Genomic DNA, 20,836 nt, shown 5'->3' on the forward strand with positions numbered 1-20,836 from the left:
GTACGCCCTAAAGACGGCCTCGGGAAAAGACGGACGGACGCGTACCATAAAAGCCTCAAACAACTTGTCTCCCTTAATGCACTATCAAATATATGAGAGGGGTTCGGCTAATATGCAGACTAGCTTGACAACCTTTCAATCACGACCTGAGCAGCCGCGTATTCTTTTGTATGCGTAATGGATACATGAGCTGCTGCGCCGTCCAGTTTGGCGCAGGCAAGCACCGGCTTTCCTGAAGGGTCTTTTGCCGTTTCAATATCCTGAAAGCTGAGCTGGCTGCCGATGCCCGTGCCGTAAGCTTTAGAAAAGGCTTCCTTTGCCGCAAAACGGCCCGCGAGAAATTCAATTTTCCTTTTGTCTGACAGCGTCTTAAACCGGGCGTATTCCGCCTCTGTCAGTATTCGCTGCGGGAATCTTGCCTGCCGGCTGAGCATTGTTTCAATTCTGCTGAGCTCGACGATGTCTATTCCAATTCCGAAAATCATGTGAATTCCTCCTAAAAAGTCCGTACTAAAAAATGGTTTATCTCATAAACGTGGTACTATATAAGTATCAAAATAGATGCAAAGGGGCAAATGATGTTTATACGAACGGAAAATTTCCAGACCTTTATCAGACGTTATCCGGCTGTCAGCTGTATATTAGCCCTGCAGGCGCTGTTATGGCTGTTTTTTAAAATGCCCGTTCATTCCGTCATGATGTGGGGGGACGCAGTGACAGGCTATAATTTCGGCGTTGCCGGCGGAGAATGGTGGCGGCTTGTCACACCGGTTTTTTTACATGCCAATTTTACCCACCTTCTGTTTAATTCAATGTCTATCTTCTTATTTGCGCCTCCGCTGGAGCAGATGCTCGGAAAAGTCCGTTTTCTTATTGTGTATATCGGGTCCGGCATCATCGGCAATATCGGAACTTACCTTATCGAGCCGCTGGATTATGTACATGTCGGCGCCTCCGGTGCGATCTTCGGCCTGTTCGGCGTGTATCTGTTTCTGACTGTTTTCCGTAAAGAGCTGATCGACCAGGATCAGTCTAAAATGATTGTCACCCTGCTCATCATTGCGGTTCTGATGACATTTATCAATTCCAATATTAACATTATGGCGCATTTGTTCGGTTTGGCGGGCGGTTTTTTGCTTTCATTTCTATGCGTGCATCAAAAAAAGCGGCGGTTTTAACCGTCCGCTTTTTCGTATGAATACCAGCTTCTGATGCGTTCTGCGTCTTCCTCGCTGACATCCCTCAGCATGACATGCTCCATATGGCTCGCTGATTTCACAGCCGTGGCAACGGAAGCGAGCCGTTTTCTTTTTTGTAAAAAGGATTGGCTTACTTCGTACATCTGCATTCTTCTTCTCAGCATAATCGTTGTCGTCTTTCCGATCAGCCTTGTGGTGAGCTGGAGTTTTTCCCCGTTTAAAAACCATGATGCATCTTTAAAAGCGGCATAACCGAAAACAAGCTCTGCCGGAAGCAGAAACAGCGATAAATACCCCCAAGGTTTAAAAAGGATACAAAGCGGAACAATCACAAAAACTGAAAAAATAACAGAGCGGAACAAATAACGCCGCAGCGACCTTCTCGGCAGATGATGCCGCTTTTCATCAAGCACGTAGTCATTCGTAAATTCGCCAAGCATTCCGGACAGCTTTGATTTGCGGATAAGCGGAAACAGAATCGTCTGAAGGCCCTCTTTCTCATTTCCGGATTTGCCCGCGCTGACAATGGTGACTGTCGCATATCCGAAAAGCTGCCTCACGATATTTTCTTTTATTTTAATCGCTTGGATTTTACGGAGCGGAATCGTCACTTGATGCTTTTCAATAATTCCTCTTGAAATGACCAATTCATGCTCCTTTTTTTCAACCTGAAAGTTGGCATGCTTGATCATCATACCCGCGATACTTAACAGCCACGCGATAAACAGGCCGATAAATATGATAACGGCGTAGATTCCTATACTGGCATGCTTCAGAAAAGAAAATCTGTCATAGAGCCAGTCCATCGGAAATACTTCGTCAATCTGAGAAATCAGGGCAAAGATCGCTGAAATAATGACGCCGATTCCGCCGGACGTTGAGGCTGCCATGAGAAGTTCTCCTAAAGACATACGGTATACGGAGTGCACGGCTTCTTCGCGAGTCGGCTCCTGCTCCGCCGAAGCCTCTTGGTGCTCCTCTAGTTCGGCTTTGCGCTTTTCTTTTTGCTGGAAAACGGCTTCTCTGATTTTTTCTGCCTCTTCCAGAGAAATCGCAGACAACACGACTTCTGCGTTTTTTCCTTCGCCAGCTGTTTCTATTTGCAGCTTGACCAGCTTAAAGAGCTGCTGAATAACGCCCGCACTCGTATTCATCGATTGAATTCTGTCAATGGAGATATATCTTTTTTGTGTGAAAAACAATCCCTCTTCTATTCTGAATTCGCCATCTTCAATGCGGTACGTGAATTTTCTCCACTCGATAACACTTGCCGCGATAAGCCATATCAGCAATACGAGAAGTGCTATGCCGCCGTAGAAGCGGATAAAGTGGTTGGAATTGACGATGTATACGAAAAAGAAAGGAAGAATAATATTTTTAATGGTTTGGATAATAATATGAAATAAGTTCAAAATCACGGCTGCCGGATGCAGACGTTTCGGTTCAGACATCATCTTCCGTCACCCTCGCCAGACGCGAAATGGAATCCCTCAGCCGGTCTGCTTCCTCCATCTCAAGCGCCGGAATCGAGTGAACGGTTGCCGCTGTCGAAATTTTGACTGAGGCCAGGCGGTATTTTCTGAGGAGCGGTCCCTGTGAGGTGTCTACGTGCTGCACCCTGACCATCGGCACAATGACCCGTTTGACAATAAAAATGCCGGATTGGATATCAATTTCGTTTTCATGTACTTCATACCGCCAGATCCTGTGCCTGATCTTCGGTATCGCATAAATGGTGATCACCGAACCGATGACCCAAATGATGCCGAGAATTCCGCTGATCCAGTACGGCCAATGGAAGTAATAGCTTAAGACGGCTTCTGCAATGACGGCAAGAAGACAAACGGCTGATAAGATGACTTCTTGAAGACGCCATACCTTTAAGCCGTTCGGACTGATTTGATTTTTTGGCTGTGCTCTCAAAATACCTACCTCCCGTTTCTTATCATACATACAAGTACGGTCTTGTTGCAAAAAAGATTCACTTTCCGGCGTATAGATAAAAAGCGAACCCTTTAATGGGTTCGCTTTTGTCTCTTAGTATGATTTTTTCTGGCGTCTGTCACCGGAAGAACGGCGATCGTTTGAGCGTTTTTTATCATAGGAAGAGCGGTTGCTGCTTTTCCCTTTTCCGCCGCGGTATCCGCCGCCTTGGCCGTCTCTTCGTTTTGAAGTGCGTTGGTTTTTGTAGCGTTTGCTGACCATCGGCGCTTCATCAGTGAGGCGTACAGGAGTGCTGTCCGGCTCTTTTGTCGCCATTTTAATGGCAGCTGCTACAACTGTCACTGCATCATGGTCTTCCAAAAGCTCCGCCGCGGCAGTCATGTAGAAGTTCAGGTTGTTATCGCTGATTGCCGTACGAAGACGGTCAACGGTAACCTGCTGCTGTCCTTCGAGCGCTTCATCAAGTGTAGGCTCTTTCATGCGGTCCATTTTGCGTTTTGTCGTTTGTTCAATCGCACGCAGCATGTTTTTCTCACGCGGTGTGATAAATGTCATCGCCATACCTGTTTTTCCTGCACGGCCTGTTCTTCCGATACGGTGAACATAGCTTTCAGGATCTTGTGGCACGTCAAAGTTGTACACGTGTGTAACGCCTGAAATATCAAGTCCGCGAGCCGCAACGTCAGTCGCTACAAGCACTTCAATCGCACCTTCTTTAAACTTGCGGAGCGCTACCATACGCTTCGCCTGCGTTAAGTCGCCGTGAATTCCTTCAGCTGCATATCCGCGAAGGTTCAAGGCTTCCGCCAATTCGTCAACGCGGCGTTTTGTGCGGCCGAAAACAATCGCAAGCTCAGGAGACTGGATGTCAAGAAGACGTGTGAGCGTATCGAATTTTTTGCGCTCTTGCACTTCCAAATAGAACTGCTGGATGTTGGAAACCGTCATTTCTTTCGCTTTTACTTTTACGTGCTCAGGCTCAGTCATAAAGCGCTCTGCAATGCGTTTGATCGGAGCAGGCATTGTTGCTGAGAATAAAAGCGTTTGGTGCTCGCTCGGCACGTTTGAAAGAATGGATTCGATATCATCAATGAATCCCATATTAAGCATTTCATCCGCTTCATCCATAACAACCGTGTTCACGTTGTTTAAACGGATCGTGCGGCGGTTGATGTGGTCAAGAAGACGTCCCGGCGTTCCGACAATGATGTGCGGGTTTTTCTTTAATGCACGGATCTGCCGTCCGATATCCTGGCCGCCGTAAATAGGAAGCACTTTAGCACGCTTATCTTGTCCGATTTTATATAACTCTTCAGAAACTTGAATGGCTAATTCACGGGTTGGCGCGATTACGATTGCTTGAATATTAGGAGACTCGGGGTTCATTTTTTCAACAAGGGGTATACCAAACGCAGCTGTTTTACCTGTACCTGTTTGCGCTTGTCCAATGACGTCTTTATTTGAAAGTCCGAGCGGAATCGTTTGTGCCTGAATCGGCGTTGCTTCTTCAAATCCCATACGATTAATTGCTTTCATGAGATCAGAACTTAATTGAAAATCTTGAAACGTTATAGTCAAATTATTCAAACTCCTTCTAATTGCTGTTTCAGTAATGTCGTGATTTACCACTAAAAACTGCCCTTCATACAAAGGACAGGATCCATACGTATACAAAGCCCCGAATTACTTTACGTTTAATCTTACCATTACAGTATGTGTTTTTCAATAAGGCGAGACAGGGAGTCGGCTTCAATCAGCCCGCCCAATCTCTTTTACAGATGAAGGCGGACGGTTCAGCCCGCGCCGGGCGGGGTCTTTTCAGACAGCAGTGTTTCTTCAGCCCGGACAGATTTATTTCTCGTCTTCAAAAGTAGTTTCTTCATTTTCATTATTTTTATGAAGTGCAGCTCAATTTTTTTCTTCAGTTCTTCTCTAATAAATCTTTAACGATTTCTTCAAGCTTCATACCTCTTGATGCTTTAAACAGGAGCAAATCGCCTGTATCGGCCTTTTCTTTGATAGCCTGAAGCAGCTCTTTCTTATCATTATAGTGGCTGACGCGCTCTTCTTCAAAGTTTCGGCGCGCTCCTTCGGCGATGAATGTGCCGAGTGCACCGTAAGTAAACACATAATCGATGTCAGCCGGATGGATGGCGGCTCCGCATTCTGTGTGGAATGCCTCTTCATCATCTCCCAGTTCAAGCATATCGCCGAGCACGAGCATTTTTTTTCGGTAGCCTTTCATCGTTTCGATCAATTCAATCGCCGCTTTCATTGACGTCGGGCTTGCATTATACGCATCGTTAACGATAGAAATTCCGTTTTTCGTTTTGACCAGTTCCAATCTCATTCCGGTCATTTTCAGCCGGCTCAGTCCTTTTGCGGCATTATCAGGCGTAATGCCGAAATAGATTCCGGCTGCGTACGCCGCCATGGCATTCATAACATTATGCTTGCCGAGAACGGGAATAAAGAAGGATCGGTCAATGCCTTCCATACTGAAATGGGTGCCCTCTTCTGTCTGTCTGACCTCTTGCAGGCGGAGGTCATTGTCCGGCCCGGCGCCGTATGTCGTGGTCCGGCAGTGATACGCCTTTCCGCTGAGCAGCGGCTCATCTCCGTAATAAAAGAGAACGCCGTCTTTTTGGAGGCCATTTATAATTTCAAGCTTTGCTTCCGCAATTCCTTCTCTTGAACCTAAATCCTGCATATGAGATTCGCCGATATTTGTTATGACGGCCGCTTCCGGATTGGCAAGACGGCTGAGAAAATCAATTTCGCCTTTTGCGCTCATTCCCATTTCTAAAACGGCGATTTCTGTGTCCTCCGGCATGGCAAGGACGGTCAGAGGAAGTCCGATATGGTTATTATAGTTTCCGGCGGTTTTATGGACGCGGTACTGCGTTTGCAAAACGGCGTGAAGCATATCTTTTGTCGTTGTTTTGCCATTGCTTCCGGTCACACCGATGACCCGTGTGCCCAGCTCCTGCAAATATGCTTTTGCCAGCAGCTGAAGCGCCTCAAGCGTGTCTTCTACAAGAATGACCGCCTTTTCCTTCGGCGGATTGGGCTCAGACCGATTCCACAGAACTGCGGAGACCCCTTTTTCAAATGCCTGAGGCACAAAGGAATGGCCGTTAAAATGTTCGCCTTTCAAGGGAATGAACAGCTGTTTTTTCTCCAGTGTTCTTGTATCGGTTGCTGCTCCTTCAATCATTGTTTGTTCAAATACAGGGTTCGTCAGTGTGCCTTTGACCATTTCGGCGATTCGTTTTACGGTTCGCTTTATCAAAGGAAGCACCTCGCTTTCTGAAAAATTTTTCTGCTACGGGAAAAGACACTGCCCTGTCTAAGGCAGTGTCCGTCTTCATTAAAATGTATGTTTAATCAGCTGTTTCTCAGCATGACGCTCTTTTGCCAGCTCAACCAGCTGTTCGATCAGTTCGCCGTATTCTACGCCGGCTTCTTTCCACAGAAGCGGGAACATGCTGAATGGCGTGAAGCCGGGCATTGTGTTCACTTCGTTAATTAACACTTCGCCGTCATTGGTCAGGAAGAAATCAGCCCGGACAAGGCCTGAGCCGTCGATCGCTTTAAACGCCTTGATGGCCATATCGCTGATCGCCGCGTATTCTTCATCTGTCACCTGCGCCGGAATGATTAAATCCGTGTCGCCGTCTTCATATTTTGCTTTGTAGTCGTAAAAATCGGTTTTCGGCGCGATTTCACCGACAGCGGAACATTTCGGTTCATCATTACCTAGTACGCCGATCTCGATTTCTCTGCCTGTGATCCCTTCTTCCACGACGATTTTACGGTCATATTCGAAGGCCAGCTCGAATGCTTTTTCAAGGTCTTCGCGGCTGCGGCATTTGCTGATGCCGACGCTTGATCCGAGGTTCGCAGGCTTTACAAAGCACGGGTAGCCCAATTCTTCCTCAACCTGCTGCAAGCAGTCGCCAGGCGTTTGTTTCCAGTCTTTTTTCAAGAAAGCGGCGTACTTCGCCTGAGGAAGACCGGCTTGGGCAAACAAATGCTTCATGACGACTTTATCCATACCGGCTGAAGATGCCAGCACTCCGTTGCCGACATAAGGAACGTTTAACAGCTCCAAAAGACCTTGGATCGTGCCGTCTTCTCCGTTCGGCCCGTGCAGAAGCGGGAATACGACATCAATTTGTGCATTTTCGTCAGATGCAGCCTCCGGGAACATTTCCCGGTTCAGTGATGACAAGGCAAAGCCAGTGCCGTTTTGCTCCAGCTGAAGCATTTTCACGTTTGAAACCGGTTCAGTCAGAAGCGGCCCTCTTTGCCATTCTCCTGTTTCGGTAATGTAAATCGGATGTATATCAAACTTATCAGTATTAAGTGCTTTCGTTACAGCCAAAGCTGTCTGCAGCGATACATTGTGTTCGGCTGACTTTCCGCCGTACACCAATCCTAGACTTGTTTTCAATGGATATTCCCCCCACAACAATTCATCTTTACTATCTTATCATTTTCATCAGAAAATGATCTAATTATTTTTGGGCATTCTGAATGTGAAAGCATTTGTATGTAATTCCTTTTTATTTTATATTAAAATGGCATGGAAAAGGAGATGTGTCATATGAAAATAATCAGTACAACAGAACAATTTAATGAACTTATTCAATCTGACAAGGAAATCATTGTTAAATTTTACGCTGACTGGTGCCCTGACTGCACGCGTATGAATATGTTCATCGGCGATATTCTGGAAGAATATAATCAAAATGAATGGTATGAACTGAACAAGGACGAGCTTCCTGAGCTTGCCGACAAATACCAGGTCATGGGCATACCGAGCCTTCTGATCTTTAAAAACGGTGAAAAGAAAGCTCATCTTCACAGCGCAAACGCCAAATCACCTGAAGAAGTGACGGAGTTTTTGTCACAGCATATTTAATTCGTTTCATTATCTTTGTTTATGACTTCAGGCTCAACATGAACATGGACATGAGTGACATCATGTTCATGTTTGATTGCGTTTTCCACCTCATCTGCTACTTCATGGCCTTCCTTCACGGACAGCTTCGGGTCTACGGTAATGACCATTTCAACATGAACAGTGCTCCCCAAATATCTTGCTTTCACATCTTTTAAACGGCTTACGTCTTGAATTTCTCTGACGGTATGTTTGTACGGTTCCAAATCTTTCAAATCAAAACCGTCTGTTAAGGAGTGGGAAGCGTCTTTAAAAATGTCCCATGCCGTCTTACAGATAATGATGCCGATCAGAAAAGCGATAACAGGATCAATCCATGGCAGATGAAGCCGGGCCGTTATGACGCCGATAAACGCCCCGATGCTGACATAGGCATCAGATCTGCTGTCTTTCGCCGCCGCAAGCAGCGCCGAACTCTTTATGCTTCCGGCAAGCCGTTTGTTATAGACGTACATGCCATACATGACGGCCGCGCTCCCAAGTGCCGTCCACGCCGCAATGAAGCTCGGCTCCGCCGTTTTTCCGCTGACAACCGCCTTTGCCCCTCCGATCAGCACTTCGATACCGACTGCCATCATAATAAAAGACGCAATTAGTGATGAAATTGTTTCAGCCCGATAATGGCCGTACGCGTGATCGCTGTCAGCGGGGCGCTGGGAAATCCGCAGCCCGATAAGCACAGCCAAGGATGCGGCAATATCCGTGGCATTATTTAACCCATCCGCTCTGAGAGCTTCGGAATGATATAAAAGGCCAATTGCCAATTTTATGGCAGAGAGGATAAGGTACGCAGCGATATTGAGAATTGCGCCCTTTTCCCCGCGTTTTAAGTTTGCCGTTTGATCATCCATGTCAGATGCCTCCATTCTACTTCATAGTATGGATGAAAAAGCAGAAAAATAGCAGTTTTGATCTGCCCGAAAGGTGTATATTCGACAATATTATTGCCCGGGAAACTTTTGTCGAAAGAATAGTGATATTTTGCCTTTACAGATGAATAAGGGCGTTGTATACTTTCATTAATTGATAATGATTATCAGTATCATTTGATAGGAGGGTATGATGGCTCCTCAACTCAGAACATCAGTTGAAGGACGAAAAAAACAGCTCATTCATCTGCTGATCAGCAATGGAATATACAAAAAATCGGAACGCCATTTATATGAATTATCATTAGGAGAATTAGAAAACGAATATCAAATATGTAAGGAAGGTGCGGGTCATGCCGAAACGTAAAATAAAGACGTTTGAACAGCTCGTGAAAGAAAACAAGGCAGCCATTATGTCTAATCAAAAGCTGATGAATGTGATATACGACAGAATTGACCGTAAGCATCAGAAGCTTCTTCAGCATAGCAGCCATACATAAAAAAGAGCCCTTCTCAGGCTCTTTTACGAATCAAATGCTTCTGCCGCTAATTTGCCGATAACCGCATCGTCCATCGGCGGGTTGTGAAGGCCTGCCCGGACGTCCCGGTAATACCGCTGAAGAGGATTGCTCCGTTCCAGGCTTTTTGCGCCGGTGATCCTCATTGCTTTATCCACAATAGAAAGGGCTGCGTTTGTCACGATGTATTTTGCCGCGCCGAGCTCGCTTTTAATGTATTGACGGCGCTGCGGATCGTCGTACATTTGCGCCGCCGTAAAGAGAAACTGTCTTGCTTTTAACAATTCAAGCTCCATTTCTCCAACCCGCTGGCGTACGGCGGGCACTTCTTTGATCGGGCCGTTCAGGCTGTTCGGAGAATACTCGGACGCAAAACGAACGGCATAGTCCCTTGCCGCTTGGGCGATTCCTAAATAAGCCGCCGGAATGTGAAGCAGCCAGCCATTCACCTTAGACCCTCTCGGCCCGTTCAGAAACTCAACAAGCCGATCGTCACTGACAGTGACATGATGTAAAAGCAGATCATGGCTTCCGGTCGCCTTCATCGCCATCATATCCCACGTTTCTTCCACAGAAACCCCTGCTTGATCCTTGTGAATCAGGAAAACACCCGTCGTTTGCTTTTCTTCAATCCACGCCGTTACTAACATGTAATCCAGTGTCAGCGAAAGCGTCGTGAAGGTTTTTCTGCCGTTTAAGACCCACTTGCCGTTTCGTTTGACAGCGGCCGTGCCGGGTCTTCCCCCTCTTGTCGGGCTTCCGGTCTGCGCCTCAGTCGCTGCTCTGTTTAGGAGGGCTCCTTTTTTTGCTTCTTCTGTAATAAATGTGAAGACGTCTGGATTCCAGCTGTTTCCTTCCCCGAGCTCACCCATGACGGATAAATGCCAGCCAATTCCGAGAGCGACAGCCGCGTCTCCCTGTGCCAGCCGTTCTTGAAGCAGCACCATGTCATAAACGGACATGCCGGCGCCGCCGTGAGATGCGGGAACCGTTAACGCCGTATAACCGGCATCCCGTAATGCTTGGATTTTCTCAGCGGGAAAACGTCCCTGTTCATCATCAAGCGCCGCCGTTTCCTGAAATTCATCTGCAAGCCGGCCGATTTTTTCCATCCATTCCCTCTGCCGTTCGTTCTGTATCCATAGCGATGACACTGGTATTCCCCCTCATATAATTCCGATAAATTTAATAAGTATTATAGAGATTCAGGCTTGTTTTCGCAACTGTGAGCACCCATAAAAAAACACGCTATCTTATTGAATAGCGTGTTCAGACTGCTTCCGGGTCCCGGTCCTGCTTTAACCCGAGATAGATCAGCATATAGGTGAGATAGCCCATTGTCATCACAAGACCGCCGAAGAAAAAGCTTGAGAATATCGGCTCTTCAAACGCGGTAACTGCCGCAAGCACAATCCAGCTTGCATACAGGTAAATGATGAAATATCGGAATCCCGTCTTCATTTTATATAAAAGAAACAGACCGACTGTGGAAAACAGCCCCAGCGCAAGCCTGAAATAGACAAGATGGTCGAACCGGAACATAAATGACACAAAGGAAAAACCAAGCAATAATACAATCGGTAATGCGGTAATAAAATTTCTCAAGTGAGAGCACCTCCGTCATTACCTTTATTATAAATCAAAATAGCTGTAATTATTGATTTTTCGTGATCTTTTTCACAAAAATGTCATTCCTTTACTTTACACCCGGACATCCCGTTTGCAAAAGCTCCACCATGCGACCGCTAAAAAGAATACGATGTGGATGATAATGATCCCGACAGAAAATAACGGCGTCATTCCCGTAAACATCGGTTTTGCTCCGCTCATGTATTGCGTCAGATCGGTATTCGCAAACAGAAGGAAGCTTCCCCATTTGTTTTGAAAGACAGACATAATGGTGACGAGTGATTTTGCGCCGTACAGCACGATAAAAGAAAGAATGACAGCCGTGGCGCTGTTTCGGAATAGTGAAGAGCACAATAATCCGAAGCATCCCATCGCAAAAGCCTCCACCCAATTCGTGCCGATCACTTTCAGCGTATTTAATAGCAACGTTCCTGATTCAGACGTAACGGACATCCCGAAAAAGACGATGCCGAACAGCATGGAAAGAATGTAGTATGCCAAATACAGGTACAAGCTGACCAGAAACACGGTAATGAGTTTGGATACAAAAATCCGCTCCCTTTTTACAGGACGAATGAGCAGAAATTTAATCGTCTTTTTATCAAATTCCGAGGAAATAATCGTTGCCGCGATCACGATCGTTAATGCCTCAAGCAGAATATTCAATCCGGGTGCGTACGCCATGTAGCCGATGAAATTTTCATCCGTTCCGGCACTGATGACGAGCCGTTTGATGACAAGCGCCATGAGGAACTGCAGGGCGGCCATGAGAATAAGCGAAACTAACGTTACCTTTCGATTAAAGAGCTTCATGTGCTCGTTCAAAACCAATTTAAACATTCGTCTCTCCCTCCTCTTGAAGCGCCGTCGTCACTTTCATGAATTCATCTTCGAGTGATTCTGAATAAGGCATAATGGAATATACAAGAAAATCTTGTCCGACCAGTGCGCGATTCAATTCCGGAATGTTCTTCTTCGATACGCTGACGGTCATTGAATCGCCGTTTTTCGCCGGTTCGTATTGCTGTTCGGACAGCCAAGCAAACGCTTTTTCAGCCGGCTGAATTTCGATGACGGCTTTTTCTTCTTTTTCGTAAGCCCCGCGCAGCGTAACCTCTGTTTTGATTTCCCCTTTTTGAATGATGATCACGCGATCGCAAAGATCCTCCACTTCCCGCAATAAATGCGTCGCAAAGAGGATGGACGTCCCTTCCTGCTCGGCGAGTTCCTTTAAATGCTCGCGAAAGTCCTTCATTCCGCCGGGGTCGAGCCCGTTTGTCGGTTCATCTAAGATCAGCAGTTTCGGGCGGTGAAGAATCGCCTGTGCGATGCCGAGGCGCTGGCGCATACCGAGGGAATACGTTTTTACCTTGTCGTGAACGGCATTTGTCAGCCCGACCCGCTCAATCACTTCATTAAGCCTGTCTTCCGTGATTTGTTTGTGCATGTTGGCAAAGTGCTTCAGATTTTCCCACCCCGTTAAATATGGGTAAAATTCAGGATTTTCTACGATGGCGCCGACGGATTCAAGCGCTTTTTCAAATTCAGTATCATGCTGAAAGCCGTTAATCGTAATCGTGCCGCTGTTTTTCTTTAACAGGCCGACGATGATTCTGATCAGCGTGGTTTTCCCCGATCCGTTCGGACCTAACAAACCGATGATTTCGCCCTGTCTGACATCCATGCTGATGTTCTTTAAGATTTGCTTTTTGCCTATCGTTTTGTCCAGGCCTTCGATATGTAAAATCGGCTCAGTCATACAGCCTTCCTCCTTTTTCACAAAAAATAAACAGTGCCCGTACATAGGCACTGTCTGCATTATAACATTTGTCATTTATTCGTGAAGGGTCGAGGGCGGATTTACGTTTCATCCGGCTTCGGACCTTTTTTTTCCTGTTCTCCATTATTGACGACATCAAGAATATCAAGCAGGAACACAAAGATCGGGATTCCGATGATTAATCCCCAGATGCCCAAGAAATGTTCAGAGAAAATCAAGACGGTAAAGGTAAAAAAGATCGGCAGTTCCGTTTTTGCTGACATCAATTTCGGGTTGAGGAAATACGTTTCAATCGCATGGATGACGAAAATGACAAGCACAATGTAAATGACATACGCGGCTCCGCCCGTCGTATAAGCGATAATGCTGAGCGGAATGAGGGAAATCACCACACCGGCAACGGGTATTAACCCGAGGAAAAAGACCATGATGGACAGGCCGAACAGCTGCGGGAAATGCAGAATCGCTAACGCGATAAAGGTAAGGATGCAGTTCACCAGCGCGATAATAAATTGAGCCTCCAGCACTTTGCCGAATGTTCTTGCAAACTTGCTTCCGAAATAAGCAATTTCATAATAAAAAACAGACAGCTTGCTGTTTTGAAATTTTTTCATAAATTCGGTGAGCCGCTTTTTCTCGAACAGGAAAAACATGCTGAGAATCAGTGACATCACGACCTGCAAACCAAATGTGCTGATATCGGCCAAGTATGTATACAGTACATTAAATCCTTCTTTTACATAAGAACCGATATTGATATCGCCGAACACGCTCGATATCTCGTCATAAAACGGGATGATATCAGGATGATAAGCAATATGTTTGATTTGTTTGACGAGCTGTTCAATCTGCTTGGCAACAACCGGGTAAAACACAAAGCCCCCGACAGTCGCCCCGACAGCCAGCGCAATATATAAAAAGGTAATGACCACCCTCTGGCTGACCCGGAAAAAACGGTTCAAAAAATGCCGGACGACCGTTTCCAGCCGATCCATCAGAAAAGTAAAAATAAACGTAAGCAAAATCAGGTTAATCATATTTCGGAATACAACTAACACCCCAGCCAAAACAAGAAAAACACAAAAACGTCTGACACCCGGATGCTGAAAAAATTTAAAAATAGCCGCCATTTATACACTCCTGCTAGGACAAAAGCCCTTAGATTTCATCTTTCACTCTCTAATTGTAAATTATATAACAAAATGACGCTAAGGTCTTTGTCCATCTCTTAATAAATTGAAACAATTTTATTATTTTTACTCATGACGGCAGAAAAAAAGAACGGCATGCCGGATGCATGCCGCTCTACCCCTTTATACCGCCGTTTTCATTTCTTTTACGGCTTGTGTGCTTTTCACTTCATCGAACTCGTTTTCGCTCTTCGCGACAATGATGGTGGCAATTCCGTTTCCGATCAGGTTGACGATCGCTCTTCCTTCACTCATAAAGCGGTCAACACCGAGGAGAAGCGCAAGGCCCTCTAACGGAATGACCTGAAGTGCTGACAGAGTGGAGGCGAGCACGATAAATCCGCTCCCCGTCACACCGGCTGCGCCTTTAGACGTCAGCATCAGCACCAGAATGATGGTAACCTGCTGGCCGATGGTGAGGTCAACGCCGAATACCTGTGCGAGAAAAACAGTTGCCATCGACAGGTAAATCGAGGTGCCGTCCAGATTAAAGGAATAGCCCGTCGGAATCACCAGCCCGACCACTGATTTAGAACAGCCGTAGCGCTCCATTTTATCCATCATCCGCGGCAGGACGGACTCAGATGAGCTTGTGCCGAGAACGATGAGCAATTCATCTTTAATAAAACGAAGATAGTTCCACAGACTGAAACCGAATATTTTGCAGATGATGTTTAAAGCAACAAAAACAAACAGGAACATTGTGATGTAAACCGACAGCATCAGACTTGCCAGCGGCTTAATTGAGTCAAGGCCGAAATGCCCGATCGTATAGGCCATTGCCCCGAATGCGCCGATTGGCGCCGCACGCATAATATAGCCGATGATTTTGAAAAATACGTGTGACAGTTTATCGAAGAAATCAATGATGCTTTTGCCTCTCTCACCCAATGCCGCCAGGCCGACCCCAAATAAAACGGAAAAGAATAAGACCTGAAGAATGTCGCCTTTTGCAAAGGCATCAACCATGTTGGACGGTACAATATGAGTGATAAACTCGATCCAGTCAATGCCCTGTCCCCCGTTTTGCGTGTACTGCGAGACATCTCCCTTTTCAAGCTTGCTGTAATCAAGTCCTGCTCCGGGCTTCATAATATTAACGACAAGCAGCCCGATAATAAGGGCGATTGTGGTCACAACCTCAAAGTAAATAAATGCTTTTCCCCCGACTTTGCCGACTTTTTTCATGTCGCCCATCTTTGCGATACCGAGTACGATTGTCAGGAAAATGATCGGCGCGATAATCATCTTCACCGCATTGATAAATGTATCGCCGAGCGGTTTCATTTGTTTTCCCGCGTCAGGCCAAACCAGCCCGACAATAACGCCGATGATAACCGCTGTGATGACTTGAACGGTTAAATTTTTAAAGACCTTCATCCCTATTCCCCCTTGCCTCTCGTTTTGTCTATAGTGAAATGGTAGCGTTTTCACTATATAAGGGGAAGCTTATGATCATAACGGACATTTTGGTCTTTTTGGTCTTATTCAGCGGACGAACATGTAGCGATTCACCGGACGGCCGACTCCGCCGTATTGAATGTCGAGCTTAATCTGGCCGTCTTTCTCCAAAAAGTCAAGGTATCGCCTTGCCGTCACTCTGGCAATTCCGAGCGCTTTTGCGGCTTCTTCGGCCGAGAGAGGCGCCGTCTGCTGTTTCATATAGGTCAATATTTCATTCATTGTAAAATGATTCAATCCTTTCGGCAGATCCCTGGACGGATTTTGCGGCAATTTGAGCAAAACGTCGAGCTGGTCTTGGGACATGGTGTCATGCTCTTCAATCTTTCGTTTGTATTGCTTATAGTTTTCGAGCGCCTGCCTCATCCGTTCGAGCTTAAACGGCTTTAAAATATAGTCGGCGGCGCCGTTTTGCAGCATCAGCTGAATCGTCTCTTTGTCTTTTGCCGCCGAAACAATGATGGCATCGACTTCGAGCTTTTGTTTTCTGATTTCCTGTAAGGTTTTGATTCCGTCCTTTTTCGGCATGTACACATCCAATATCACCAGTTCGGGCCGCCATTCTTTTATCAGCCTGATTCCTTCTTCCCCGTTTCCTGCCGTCGCGATGACCCTGAAGCCCGCCACGCTTGTGATAAATTCTTTATTCACCTCCTGCACCATCGGATCGTCTTCAATAAGCAGCACCTTGATGTCCATATGCTGTTTCTGCCCCCTTCATCGGAAATAAGATGGAAAATGCCGATCCCTGTCCCTGCTGCGAGTCAACTTCAATGACGCCCATTCCTTTGTCGACTATTTGTTTGACGAGAAATAAACCGTAGCCCGTACCTCCTGTTTTATTTACGGTAAACCCTTTCTCATATAGGCGCGGGATGTGCTGATCGGAAATGCCGCTTCCGTTATCTTCTATTAATATAGCAAGCACTTCTTCATTTTGCTCAATACTGATGTCAATTCGTTTATCCTCCGTGTCTGCCGTTTCAAACGCGCCAAAAGCATTTTCAATTACATTTCCGAGCAGCACGACAATGTCATGCTGGTCGACATGCTCCGGGAAGTCGGTGAGGCTGCTGTTTTCATCAATGCGGACAGAAATGCCGAGTTCCTTTCCCCTTCTGATTTTGCTTAACAACAGCCCCGCCGCGGCGTCATTTTGAATCGCCTGATGAAGAAATTCAGTGACGCTTTCCTGTTCTGAGGAAGCTTTGAAAGCAAGCTGGAGGGCCTTTTCTGATTTTCCGAGCTGGATCAGCCCCGCGATGGTATGGAGCTTGTTCATATGCTCGTGATTTTGGACCCTGAGCGCATCGACAAAGTTTTTCACACCGGTGAGTTCCTCAGCCATTTTGGCCGCTTCCGTTCTGTCCTGAAAAATGGCAACGGCTCCGATGACCTTTTTTTTCATGACGATCGGAATTCTGCTGCTCATAATCACCTTTCCGCTGACTTGAATTTCTTCATTGTAGACGGCTTGGTTGCGCTCCACGATTTCCGGAAGGCGGGAATCATTCAGAACGTCCCAAATCAGCTTTCCTGCCGTGTCTTGTTTCACATTAAATATTTGCTTCGCTTTTTCATTAAAAATGGTAATAATATTCTGATTATCAATGGCTATGACGCCCTCGTTCATCGAATGGAATGTGGCGGTTCGTTCCTCATACATTCTCACAATCTCGTGAGGCTCCAGCCAAAACATCTGTTTTTTGATGTGGCGCGCCAATAAAAAGGAGCCGGCCAAACCGAAACCGAGCGCCAGAAGGACAATGAACAGAATTTCATGTTTTAAATGAAGTAAAATATCGCCGAAGCCCGGGAGTGTTTTGCCCGCAAGGACGACACCGATCTGATTCAGCTCCCGGTCTTTCACTGGATAAAAGGCGCGGACGGCGGTGCCGATTTCGCCCTTCGCTTCCGAAAAGTAAATGTGCTCGGCAAACGCCGCCTCTTCATCCTCACCCCTTGAACGCTTCCCGATCATCGTGCTCACCGGATGTGAATAGCGGATATGATCCATATCCATCACGACGATGTAGTCGGCTTCATTTATAATCCGGATTTCTTCGACCGCATGGCGCACGTCTGCCCTTTGCTTCTTTTGCTCCAAAGCCCGCTTTACATCCGTCATCTCCGATACCGTCCGTGCTGTATTCATCAGCCTTTTTTTCAGCTCGCGCTCCTCCGTATGCTGAATATTGCCGATCAGTACAATGCCTACGATCAAAAATGTAAAGATGACGACGATATAAGAAAGAATGGTGATTTTCCAGCGGATGGTAAGCTTTTTTTTCGTCATTAGCCTCTTCCTTTCCGTCTCTTTACGAAAATGGCCCGCCCGATTATGCTTGTTATAGAAAATAACGGAGGGGTTTTCGATGAAAAGTATGCTGACTTGTCTCGGATTGATGGTACTCGGTATTGCAACCGCTTTATTTATCGGCTTTCATGATCGTTTCGCCTCGGAAGATATGTACTATGATGACGAACAGGAAGGCCTGAAAGACCAAATTGTTTTCAAATTCAGCCATGTCGTTGCTGAAAACACCCCCAAAGGGCGGGCCGCTAATAAGTTTGCGGACTTGGTGTATAAAAAGTCCGGCGGCAGCATTAAGATCGAAGTGTTTCCAAACGGAAGCCTCTATTCAGATAATGAAGAAATGAACGCCCTCCAAAACGGAGACGTGCAATTCATCGCCCCCTCCACTTCAAAGCTCGGCATGCTTTCTCCTGAATGGGGTGTTTTGGATCTGCCTTACGCGTTTACAAGCTATGACGCCGTTCAAAAAGGTTTAAACGGTAAAATCGGTGCACGCCTGTTTGCGTCTTTAGAAAAACAGCATGTCAAAGGGCTGGCCTATTGGACGAACGGATTTAAGCAGCTCACATCAAATAAAGGGCCGATTTTATCTCCGGATGATCTGAAAGGACAGGCATTAAGGATCATGCCGAGCAGCGTGATCGAAGACCAGTACCGCCTCCTCGGAGCGTATCCCCGTCAGGACTCCTTCAATTCGACGTTTCAGCTGCTGGAGAGCGGCCTCGTTGACGGAGAGGAAAATACGATTTCAAATATCTATTCTAAAAAATTTTATAATGTTCAAGATTATTTGACAATCAGCAATCACGGGTATCTCGGTTATGCGGTGATGACGGACGAGCGTTTTTGGAATTCGCAAACTGAAAAAACGAGGAACATTTTAACGGAAGCGATGAAGGAAACGACCGAATGGAATGAGTCCTCCGCCGAACAGATGAACAAAGAACAGCTTGAGGAAATCAAAAAAAATTCGGCCATCAGCATTCATGTATTGACGAAAGCGGAGAAATTAAAGTGGATGAAACGCCTTGATCCGATTTACGGGCAATATGAGTCTGTCATCGGCCGCGGACTCATTCAAGAGCTTTTATCCTTGCGGCACCAGCCCTGACTGAATCTGATACGTTGTCTTTCGTTTCGTTTATTTCTTTGCCGGGAAGTAAAAAAGAGACGAAACGAAAAGGAGATGGATATATGTTCACACATACGAAAAGGCTTCAGCATCCTGCTAAACCGGACCGTCCTGATCCATTATTCGCAAAAAAGATGCAGGAGATTTTAGGCGGGCAATTCGGGGAAATATCCGTTGCCATGCAGTATTTGTTCCAAGGGTGGAATACGCGTGGAAATGAAAAATATAAGGACTTGCTGATGGACACCGCTACGGAAGAAATCGGCCATGTGGAAATGATCGCCACAATGATTGCAAGGCTGCTTGAAGACGCTCCGCTGGCAGAGCAGGAGCAAGCCGCTGATGATCCTGTTATCGGCTCAATCTTAGGCGGGATGAACCCTCATCACGCGATTGTCTCAGGACTCGGAGCGATGCCGGAAAACAGCACGGGCGTTCCGTGGAGCGCCGGCTACATCGTCGCAAGCGGAAACCTGCTGGCAGATTTCCGGGCCAATCTGAACGCGGAATCACAAGGCAGACTCCAAGTCGCACGTCTGTATGAAATGACGGATGACAAAGGCGTGAAAGATATGCTCAGCTTTTTGCTGGCCCGCGATACGATGCACCAGAACCAATGGCTTGCGGCCATTAAAGAACTTGAGGCGCAAGAAGGCCCGATCGTTCCCGGCACATTTCCAAAGGCGCTTGAAAAGCAGTCATTCTCCCATCAGCTCATCAATTTCTCAGAAGGCGAAGAGAGCGCTGAACAAAATTGGCTGAAGGAAAAAGCGCCGGATGGTGAAGTATTTGAATATGTGAAGGAGCCGAAAGCATACGGCGAAAAGGCAGAATTGGGACCGGTTCCGCCTTATGTCCATAATACGCTTCCGGGACGGGAGTGAGAAAAAGCCCTGCAGCAGGGCTTTTTCTATGTGTTCAGCACCATCCATTCCGGTTCAAATCGAAGGTCAAGCTGTCGAAAGAAATCGCGTACATCGTCTGTCTCATACAGCTGAACGTTTATTGATTGAAAGGTATCGTTTTGCTTTGTGTTTGCAAAGATTTGATCGTGGCTGTGTGCCATAAACTCTTCATAGCATCGGCGGTTTTCCCATACTCCGACGATCACGGCGGTGAGATGCCCGTCTTCATCCGTGCGCCATCCGCCCGCTTGCCTCATAAACCCTTTTACTTTCGACAATTCACTCCATTTGGACTGGGCTTTTGAAAATTCTTCGGCTTGGGATTCTGCTACATGGCATATGACCTTTTTAATCAGCATTCCGCCCCCTCCCTGATAACTGTTTCAGCATGGCTGTGCTCGATACACAAATTAACGGTCCTGACATAGGACCGCGTGCGGTGAACGGTTCCTTTCGGTACAAGCAAGCTGTCGTTTGCTTTTAAAATTGCGGTTTCTTTGTTTTCAAAATCAATATGAAGCTCCCCTTCAAGAACGATGAATAACTCGTCGGATTCCGGATGAGCGTGCCAATCATATTCGCCCGTGAAAACGGCAAGGCGTACACAATGATCATTGACTTCTGATACAGAAAAATTGGCATGCTTTTCTTTTATTACATTTGCCATGGAAAGCAGGTTCTGAACGTTCGGCATATCGATATCTCCTTTTTGTTTTTATTGTAACGCAGAAATCTGATTCATGAGCTGAATATTCTGCAAAATCATACACAAAAAAACGATCCGGATGTGATCCGGATCGTTTTTTGTGGTTTCATGATGTCTGCCTGTTTGTTTGGATTAATCGCTGCTTCGGCTGTTTCCGCCTTTTTGGCCGATTTCCTGATAGAATTCTTTGTCATGATTTTTGCTTGTGGCTTCTCCGCCT

Annotated in this window: 24 protein-coding genes; 6 read left to right on the forward strand and 18 right to left on the reverse strand. The window is 46.4% G+C overall.

Translation table 11 applies throughout. The features are described from left to right. Positions 1 to 119: 119 nt before the first annotated feature. Positions 120 to 485, reverse strand: a complete 366-nt coding sequence (gene acpS, locus KY305_RS17630; RefSeq protein ID WP_223063636.1) for a holo-ACP synthase — start codon at positions 483 to 485, stop codon at positions 120 to 122. Between the two features lie 93 nt (positions 486 to 578). Between acpS and KY305_RS17635 the strand changes: the two genes are divergently transcribed. Next, positions 579 to 1,178, forward strand: coding sequence for a rhomboid family intramembrane serine protease (locus KY305_RS17635; protein ID WP_214801573.1), 600 nt, complete (start codon positions 579 to 581; stop codon positions 1,176 to 1,178). On the opposite strand, the gene KY305_RS17640 is transcribed toward KY305_RS17635, so the two are convergent. The 5 genes from KY305_RS17640 to KY305_RS17660 form a co-directional block, all read right to left on the reverse strand. Continuing rightward, positions 1,175 to 2,653, reverse strand: a complete 1,479-nt coding sequence (locus KY305_RS17640) for a PH domain-containing protein (protein WP_223063637.1) — start codon at positions 2,651 to 2,653, stop codon at positions 1,175 to 1,177. The genes KY305_RS17635 and KY305_RS17640 overlap by 4 nt on opposite strands. Next, positions 2,643 to 3,122, reverse strand: a complete 480-nt coding sequence (locus KY305_RS17645; protein ID WP_214801581.1) for a PH domain-containing protein — start codon at positions 3,120 to 3,122, stop codon at positions 2,643 to 2,645. The genes KY305_RS17640 and KY305_RS17645 overlap by 11 nt, the downstream gene beginning before the upstream one ends. 114 nt (positions 3,123 to 3,236) lie before the next feature. Further along, positions 3,237 to 4,721, reverse strand: coding sequence for a degradosome RNA helicase CshA (cshA, locus tag KY305_RS17650; protein ID WP_223063638.1), 1,485 nt, complete (start codon positions 4,719 to 4,721; stop codon positions 3,237 to 3,239). A gap of 343 nt (positions 4,722 to 5,064) precedes the next feature. Further along, positions 5,065 to 6,435 carry a UDP-N-acetylmuramoyl-tripeptide--D-alanyl-D-alanine ligase gene (locus KY305_RS17655; RefSeq protein WP_223063639.1) on the reverse strand — a complete coding sequence of 457 codons (1,371 nt, stop codon included), beginning with the start codon at positions 6,433 to 6,435 and terminating at the stop codon, positions 5,065 to 5,067. A 78-nt stretch (positions 6,436 to 6,513) separates the two neighbouring features. Beyond that, on the reverse strand, positions 6,514 to 7,599 hold the full coding sequence (locus KY305_RS17660) for a D-alanine--D-alanine ligase (protein WP_223063640.1): 1,086 nt from the start codon (positions 7,597 to 7,599) through the stop codon (positions 6,514 to 6,516). Positions 7,600 to 7,752: 153 nt separating this feature from the next. Between KY305_RS17660 and KY305_RS17665 the strand changes: the two genes are divergently transcribed. After that, the gene (locus KY305_RS17665) at positions 7,753 to 8,070 is read left to right on the forward strand and encodes a thioredoxin family protein (protein WP_214801590.1); all 318 of its coding nucleotides are present in this window, start codon (positions 7,753 to 7,755) and stop codon (positions 8,068 to 8,070) included. Here KY305_RS17665 and KY305_RS17670 read toward each other — a convergent pair. After that, positions 8,067 to 8,960 (reverse strand): cation diffusion facilitator family transporter, encoded by an 894-nt coding sequence (locus tag KY305_RS17670; protein ID WP_223063641.1) that lies wholly within the window; start codon positions 8,958 to 8,960, stop codon positions 8,067 to 8,069. The two genes, KY305_RS17665 and KY305_RS17670, sit on opposite strands and share 4 nt — an antisense overlap. 211 nt (positions 8,961 to 9,171) lie before the next feature. Here KY305_RS17670 and KY305_RS17675 point away from each other — a divergent pair, with 211 nt between their 5' ends. Both KY305_RS17675 and fbpB read left to right on the forward strand, forming a co-directional pair. Further along, a complete protein-coding gene (locus KY305_RS17675) occupies positions 9,172 to 9,345 on the forward strand; it encodes a Fur-regulated basic protein FbpA (RefSeq protein WP_223063657.1) in 174 nt (57 codons plus the stop codon). Then, positions 9,332 to 9,478 (forward strand): Fur-regulated basic protein FbpB, encoded by a 147-nt coding sequence (fbpB, locus tag KY305_RS17680; protein WP_214801596.1) that lies wholly within the window; start codon positions 9,332 to 9,334, stop codon positions 9,476 to 9,478. The genes KY305_RS17675 and fbpB overlap by 14 nt, the downstream gene beginning before the upstream one ends. A 23-nt stretch (positions 9,479 to 9,501) precedes the next feature. On the opposite strand, the gene KY305_RS17685 is transcribed toward fbpB, so the two are convergent. From KY305_RS17685 to KY305_RS17720, 8 genes are all read right to left on the reverse strand, one after another. Next, positions 9,502 to 10,650: an acyl-CoA dehydrogenase family protein gene (locus KY305_RS17685; protein ID WP_223063642.1), complete on the reverse strand. Its 1,149-nt coding sequence runs from the start codon at positions 10,648 to 10,650 to the stop codon at positions 9,502 to 9,504. A 115-nt stretch (positions 10,651 to 10,765) separates the two neighbouring features. Further along, on the reverse strand, positions 10,766 to 11,101 hold the full coding sequence (locus KY305_RS17690) for a hypothetical protein (RefSeq protein WP_061520120.1): 336 nt from the start codon (positions 11,099 to 11,101) through the stop codon (positions 10,766 to 10,768). Between the two features lie 96 nt (positions 11,102 to 11,197). After that, positions 11,198 to 11,965, reverse strand: a complete 768-nt coding sequence (locus KY305_RS17695) for an ABC transporter permease (RefSeq protein WP_223063643.1) — start codon at positions 11,963 to 11,965, stop codon at positions 11,198 to 11,200. Beyond that, positions 11,958 to 12,884 (reverse strand): ABC transporter ATP-binding protein, encoded by a 927-nt coding sequence (locus tag KY305_RS17700; protein ID WP_223063644.1) that lies wholly within the window; start codon positions 12,882 to 12,884, stop codon positions 11,958 to 11,960. The genes KY305_RS17695 and KY305_RS17700 overlap by 8 nt, the downstream gene beginning before the upstream one ends. A gap of 101 nt (positions 12,885 to 12,985) precedes the next feature. After that, positions 12,986 to 14,035: an AI-2E family transporter gene (locus KY305_RS17705; RefSeq protein ID WP_223063645.1), complete on the reverse strand. Its 1,050-nt coding sequence runs from the start codon at positions 14,033 to 14,035 to the stop codon at positions 12,986 to 12,988. A gap of 183 nt (positions 14,036 to 14,218) precedes the next feature. Then, positions 14,219 to 15,475, reverse strand: coding sequence for a dicarboxylate/amino acid:cation symporter (gene dctP / locus KY305_RS17710; protein WP_214801612.1), 1,257 nt, complete (start codon positions 15,473 to 15,475; stop codon positions 14,219 to 14,221). Between the two features lie 108 nt (positions 15,476 to 15,583). After that, positions 15,584 to 16,255: a two-component system response regulator DctR gene (locus KY305_RS17715; protein ID WP_223063646.1), complete on the reverse strand. Its 672-nt coding sequence runs from the start codon at positions 16,253 to 16,255 to the stop codon at positions 15,584 to 15,586. Continuing rightward, positions 16,230 to 17,852 carry a two-component system sensor histidine kinase DctS gene (locus KY305_RS17720; protein ID WP_223063647.1) on the reverse strand — a complete coding sequence of 541 codons (1,623 nt, stop codon included), beginning with the start codon at positions 17,850 to 17,852 and terminating at the stop codon, positions 16,230 to 16,232. Before KY305_RS17720 ends, KY305_RS17715 begins: the two co-directional genes overlap by 26 nt. A 79-nt stretch (positions 17,853 to 17,931) precedes the next feature. On the opposite strand from KY305_RS17720, the gene KY305_RS17725 reads away from it, so the two are divergent. Then, complete coding sequence (locus KY305_RS17725) at positions 17,932 to 18,984, forward strand: TRAP transporter substrate-binding protein (protein ID WP_223063648.1); 1,053 nt, start codon at positions 17,932 to 17,934, stop codon at positions 18,982 to 18,984. Between the two features lie 83 nt (positions 18,985 to 19,067). Next, positions 19,068 to 19,889 carry a manganese catalase gene (locus tag KY305_RS17730; protein ID WP_223063649.1) on the forward strand — a complete coding sequence of 274 codons (822 nt, stop codon included), beginning with the start codon at positions 19,068 to 19,070 and terminating at the stop codon, positions 19,887 to 19,889. Between the two features lie 26 nt (positions 19,890 to 19,915). Here the strand turns inward: KY305_RS17730 and KY305_RS17735 are convergent, their stop codons facing one another. From KY305_RS17735 to KY305_RS17745, 3 genes are all read right to left on the reverse strand, one after another. Further along, positions 19,916 to 20,269, reverse strand: a complete 354-nt coding sequence (locus KY305_RS17735) for a YdbC family protein (protein ID WP_223063650.1) — start codon at positions 20,267 to 20,269, stop codon at positions 19,916 to 19,918. After that, positions 20,263 to 20,604, reverse strand: coding sequence for a cupin domain-containing protein (locus tag KY305_RS17740; RefSeq protein WP_223063651.1), 342 nt, complete (start codon positions 20,602 to 20,604; stop codon positions 20,263 to 20,265). The genes KY305_RS17735 and KY305_RS17740 overlap by 7 nt, the downstream gene beginning before the upstream one ends. Before the next feature lie 144 nt (positions 20,605 to 20,748). Beyond that, a partial coding sequence (locus KY305_RS17745; protein WP_316252460.1) for a KGG domain-containing protein occupies positions 20,749 to 20,836 on the reverse strand: 88 nt, incomplete at its 5' end.

Source organism: Bacillus sp. YC2 (genome assembly GCF_019891195.1).
Lineage (GTDB): Bacteria > Bacillota > Bacilli > Bacillales > Bacillaceae > Bacillus.

Bases quoted from the DNA above. Each gene is read 5' to 3' on its own strand.
- acpS (WP_223063636.1), bottom strand. From the start codon at position 485: ATGATTTTCGGAATTGGAATAGACATCGTCGAGCTCAGCAGAATTGAA.
- KY305_RS17635 (WP_214801573.1), top strand. From the start codon at position 579: ATGTTTATACGAACGGAAAATTTCCAGACCTTTATCAGACGTTATCCG.
- KY305_RS17640 (WP_223063637.1), bottom strand. From the start codon at position 2,653: ATGATGTCTGAACCGAAACGTCTGCATCCGGCAGCCGTGATTTTGAAC.
- KY305_RS17665 (WP_214801590.1), top strand. From the start codon at position 7,753: ATGAAAATAATCAGTACAACAGAACAATTTAATGAACTTATTCAATCT.
- KY305_RS17670 (WP_223063641.1), bottom strand. From the start codon at position 8,960: ATGGATGATCAAACGGCAAACTTAAAACGCGGGGAAAAGGGCGCAATT.
- KY305_RS17675 (WP_223063657.1), top strand. From the start codon at position 9,172: ATGGCTCCTCAACTCAGAACATCAGTTGAAGGACGAAAAAAACAGCTC.
- fbpB (WP_214801596.1), top strand. From the start codon at position 9,332: ATGCCGAAACGTAAAATAAAGACGTTTGAACAGCTCGTGAAAGAAAAC.
- KY305_RS17695 (WP_223063643.1), bottom strand. From the start codon at position 11,965: ATGTTTAAATTGGTTTTGAACGAGCACATGAAGCTCTTTAATCGAAAG.
- KY305_RS17700 (WP_223063644.1), bottom strand. From the start codon at position 12,884: ATGACTGAGCCGATTTTACATATCGAAGGCCTGGACAAAACGATAGGC.
- KY305_RS17705 (WP_223063645.1), bottom strand. From the start codon at position 14,035: ATGGCGGCTATTTTTAAATTTTTTCAGCATCCGGGTGTCAGACGTTTT.
- dctP (WP_214801612.1), bottom strand. From the start codon at position 15,475: ATGAAGGTCTTTAAAAATTTAACCGTTCAAGTCATCACAGCGGTTATC.
- KY305_RS17715 (WP_223063646.1), bottom strand. From the start codon at position 16,255: ATGGACATCAAGGTGCTGCTTATTGAAGACGATCCGATGGTGCAGGAG.
- KY305_RS17720 (WP_223063647.1), bottom strand. From the start codon at position 17,852: ATGACGAAAAAAAAGCTTACCATCCGCTGGAAAATCACCATTCTTTCT.
- KY305_RS17725 (WP_223063648.1), top strand. From the start codon at position 17,932: ATGAAAAGTATGCTGACTTGTCTCGGATTGATGGTACTCGGTATTGCA.
- KY305_RS17730 (WP_223063649.1), top strand. From the start codon at position 19,068: ATGTTCACACATACGAAAAGGCTTCAGCATCCTGCTAAACCGGACCGT.
- KY305_RS17735 (WP_223063650.1), bottom strand. From the start codon at position 20,269: ATGCTGATTAAAAAGGTCATATGCCATGTAGCAGAATCCCAAGCCGAA.
- KY305_RS17740 (WP_223063651.1), bottom strand. From the start codon at position 20,604: ATGCCGAACGTTCAGAACCTGCTTTCCATGGCAAATGTAATAAAAGAA.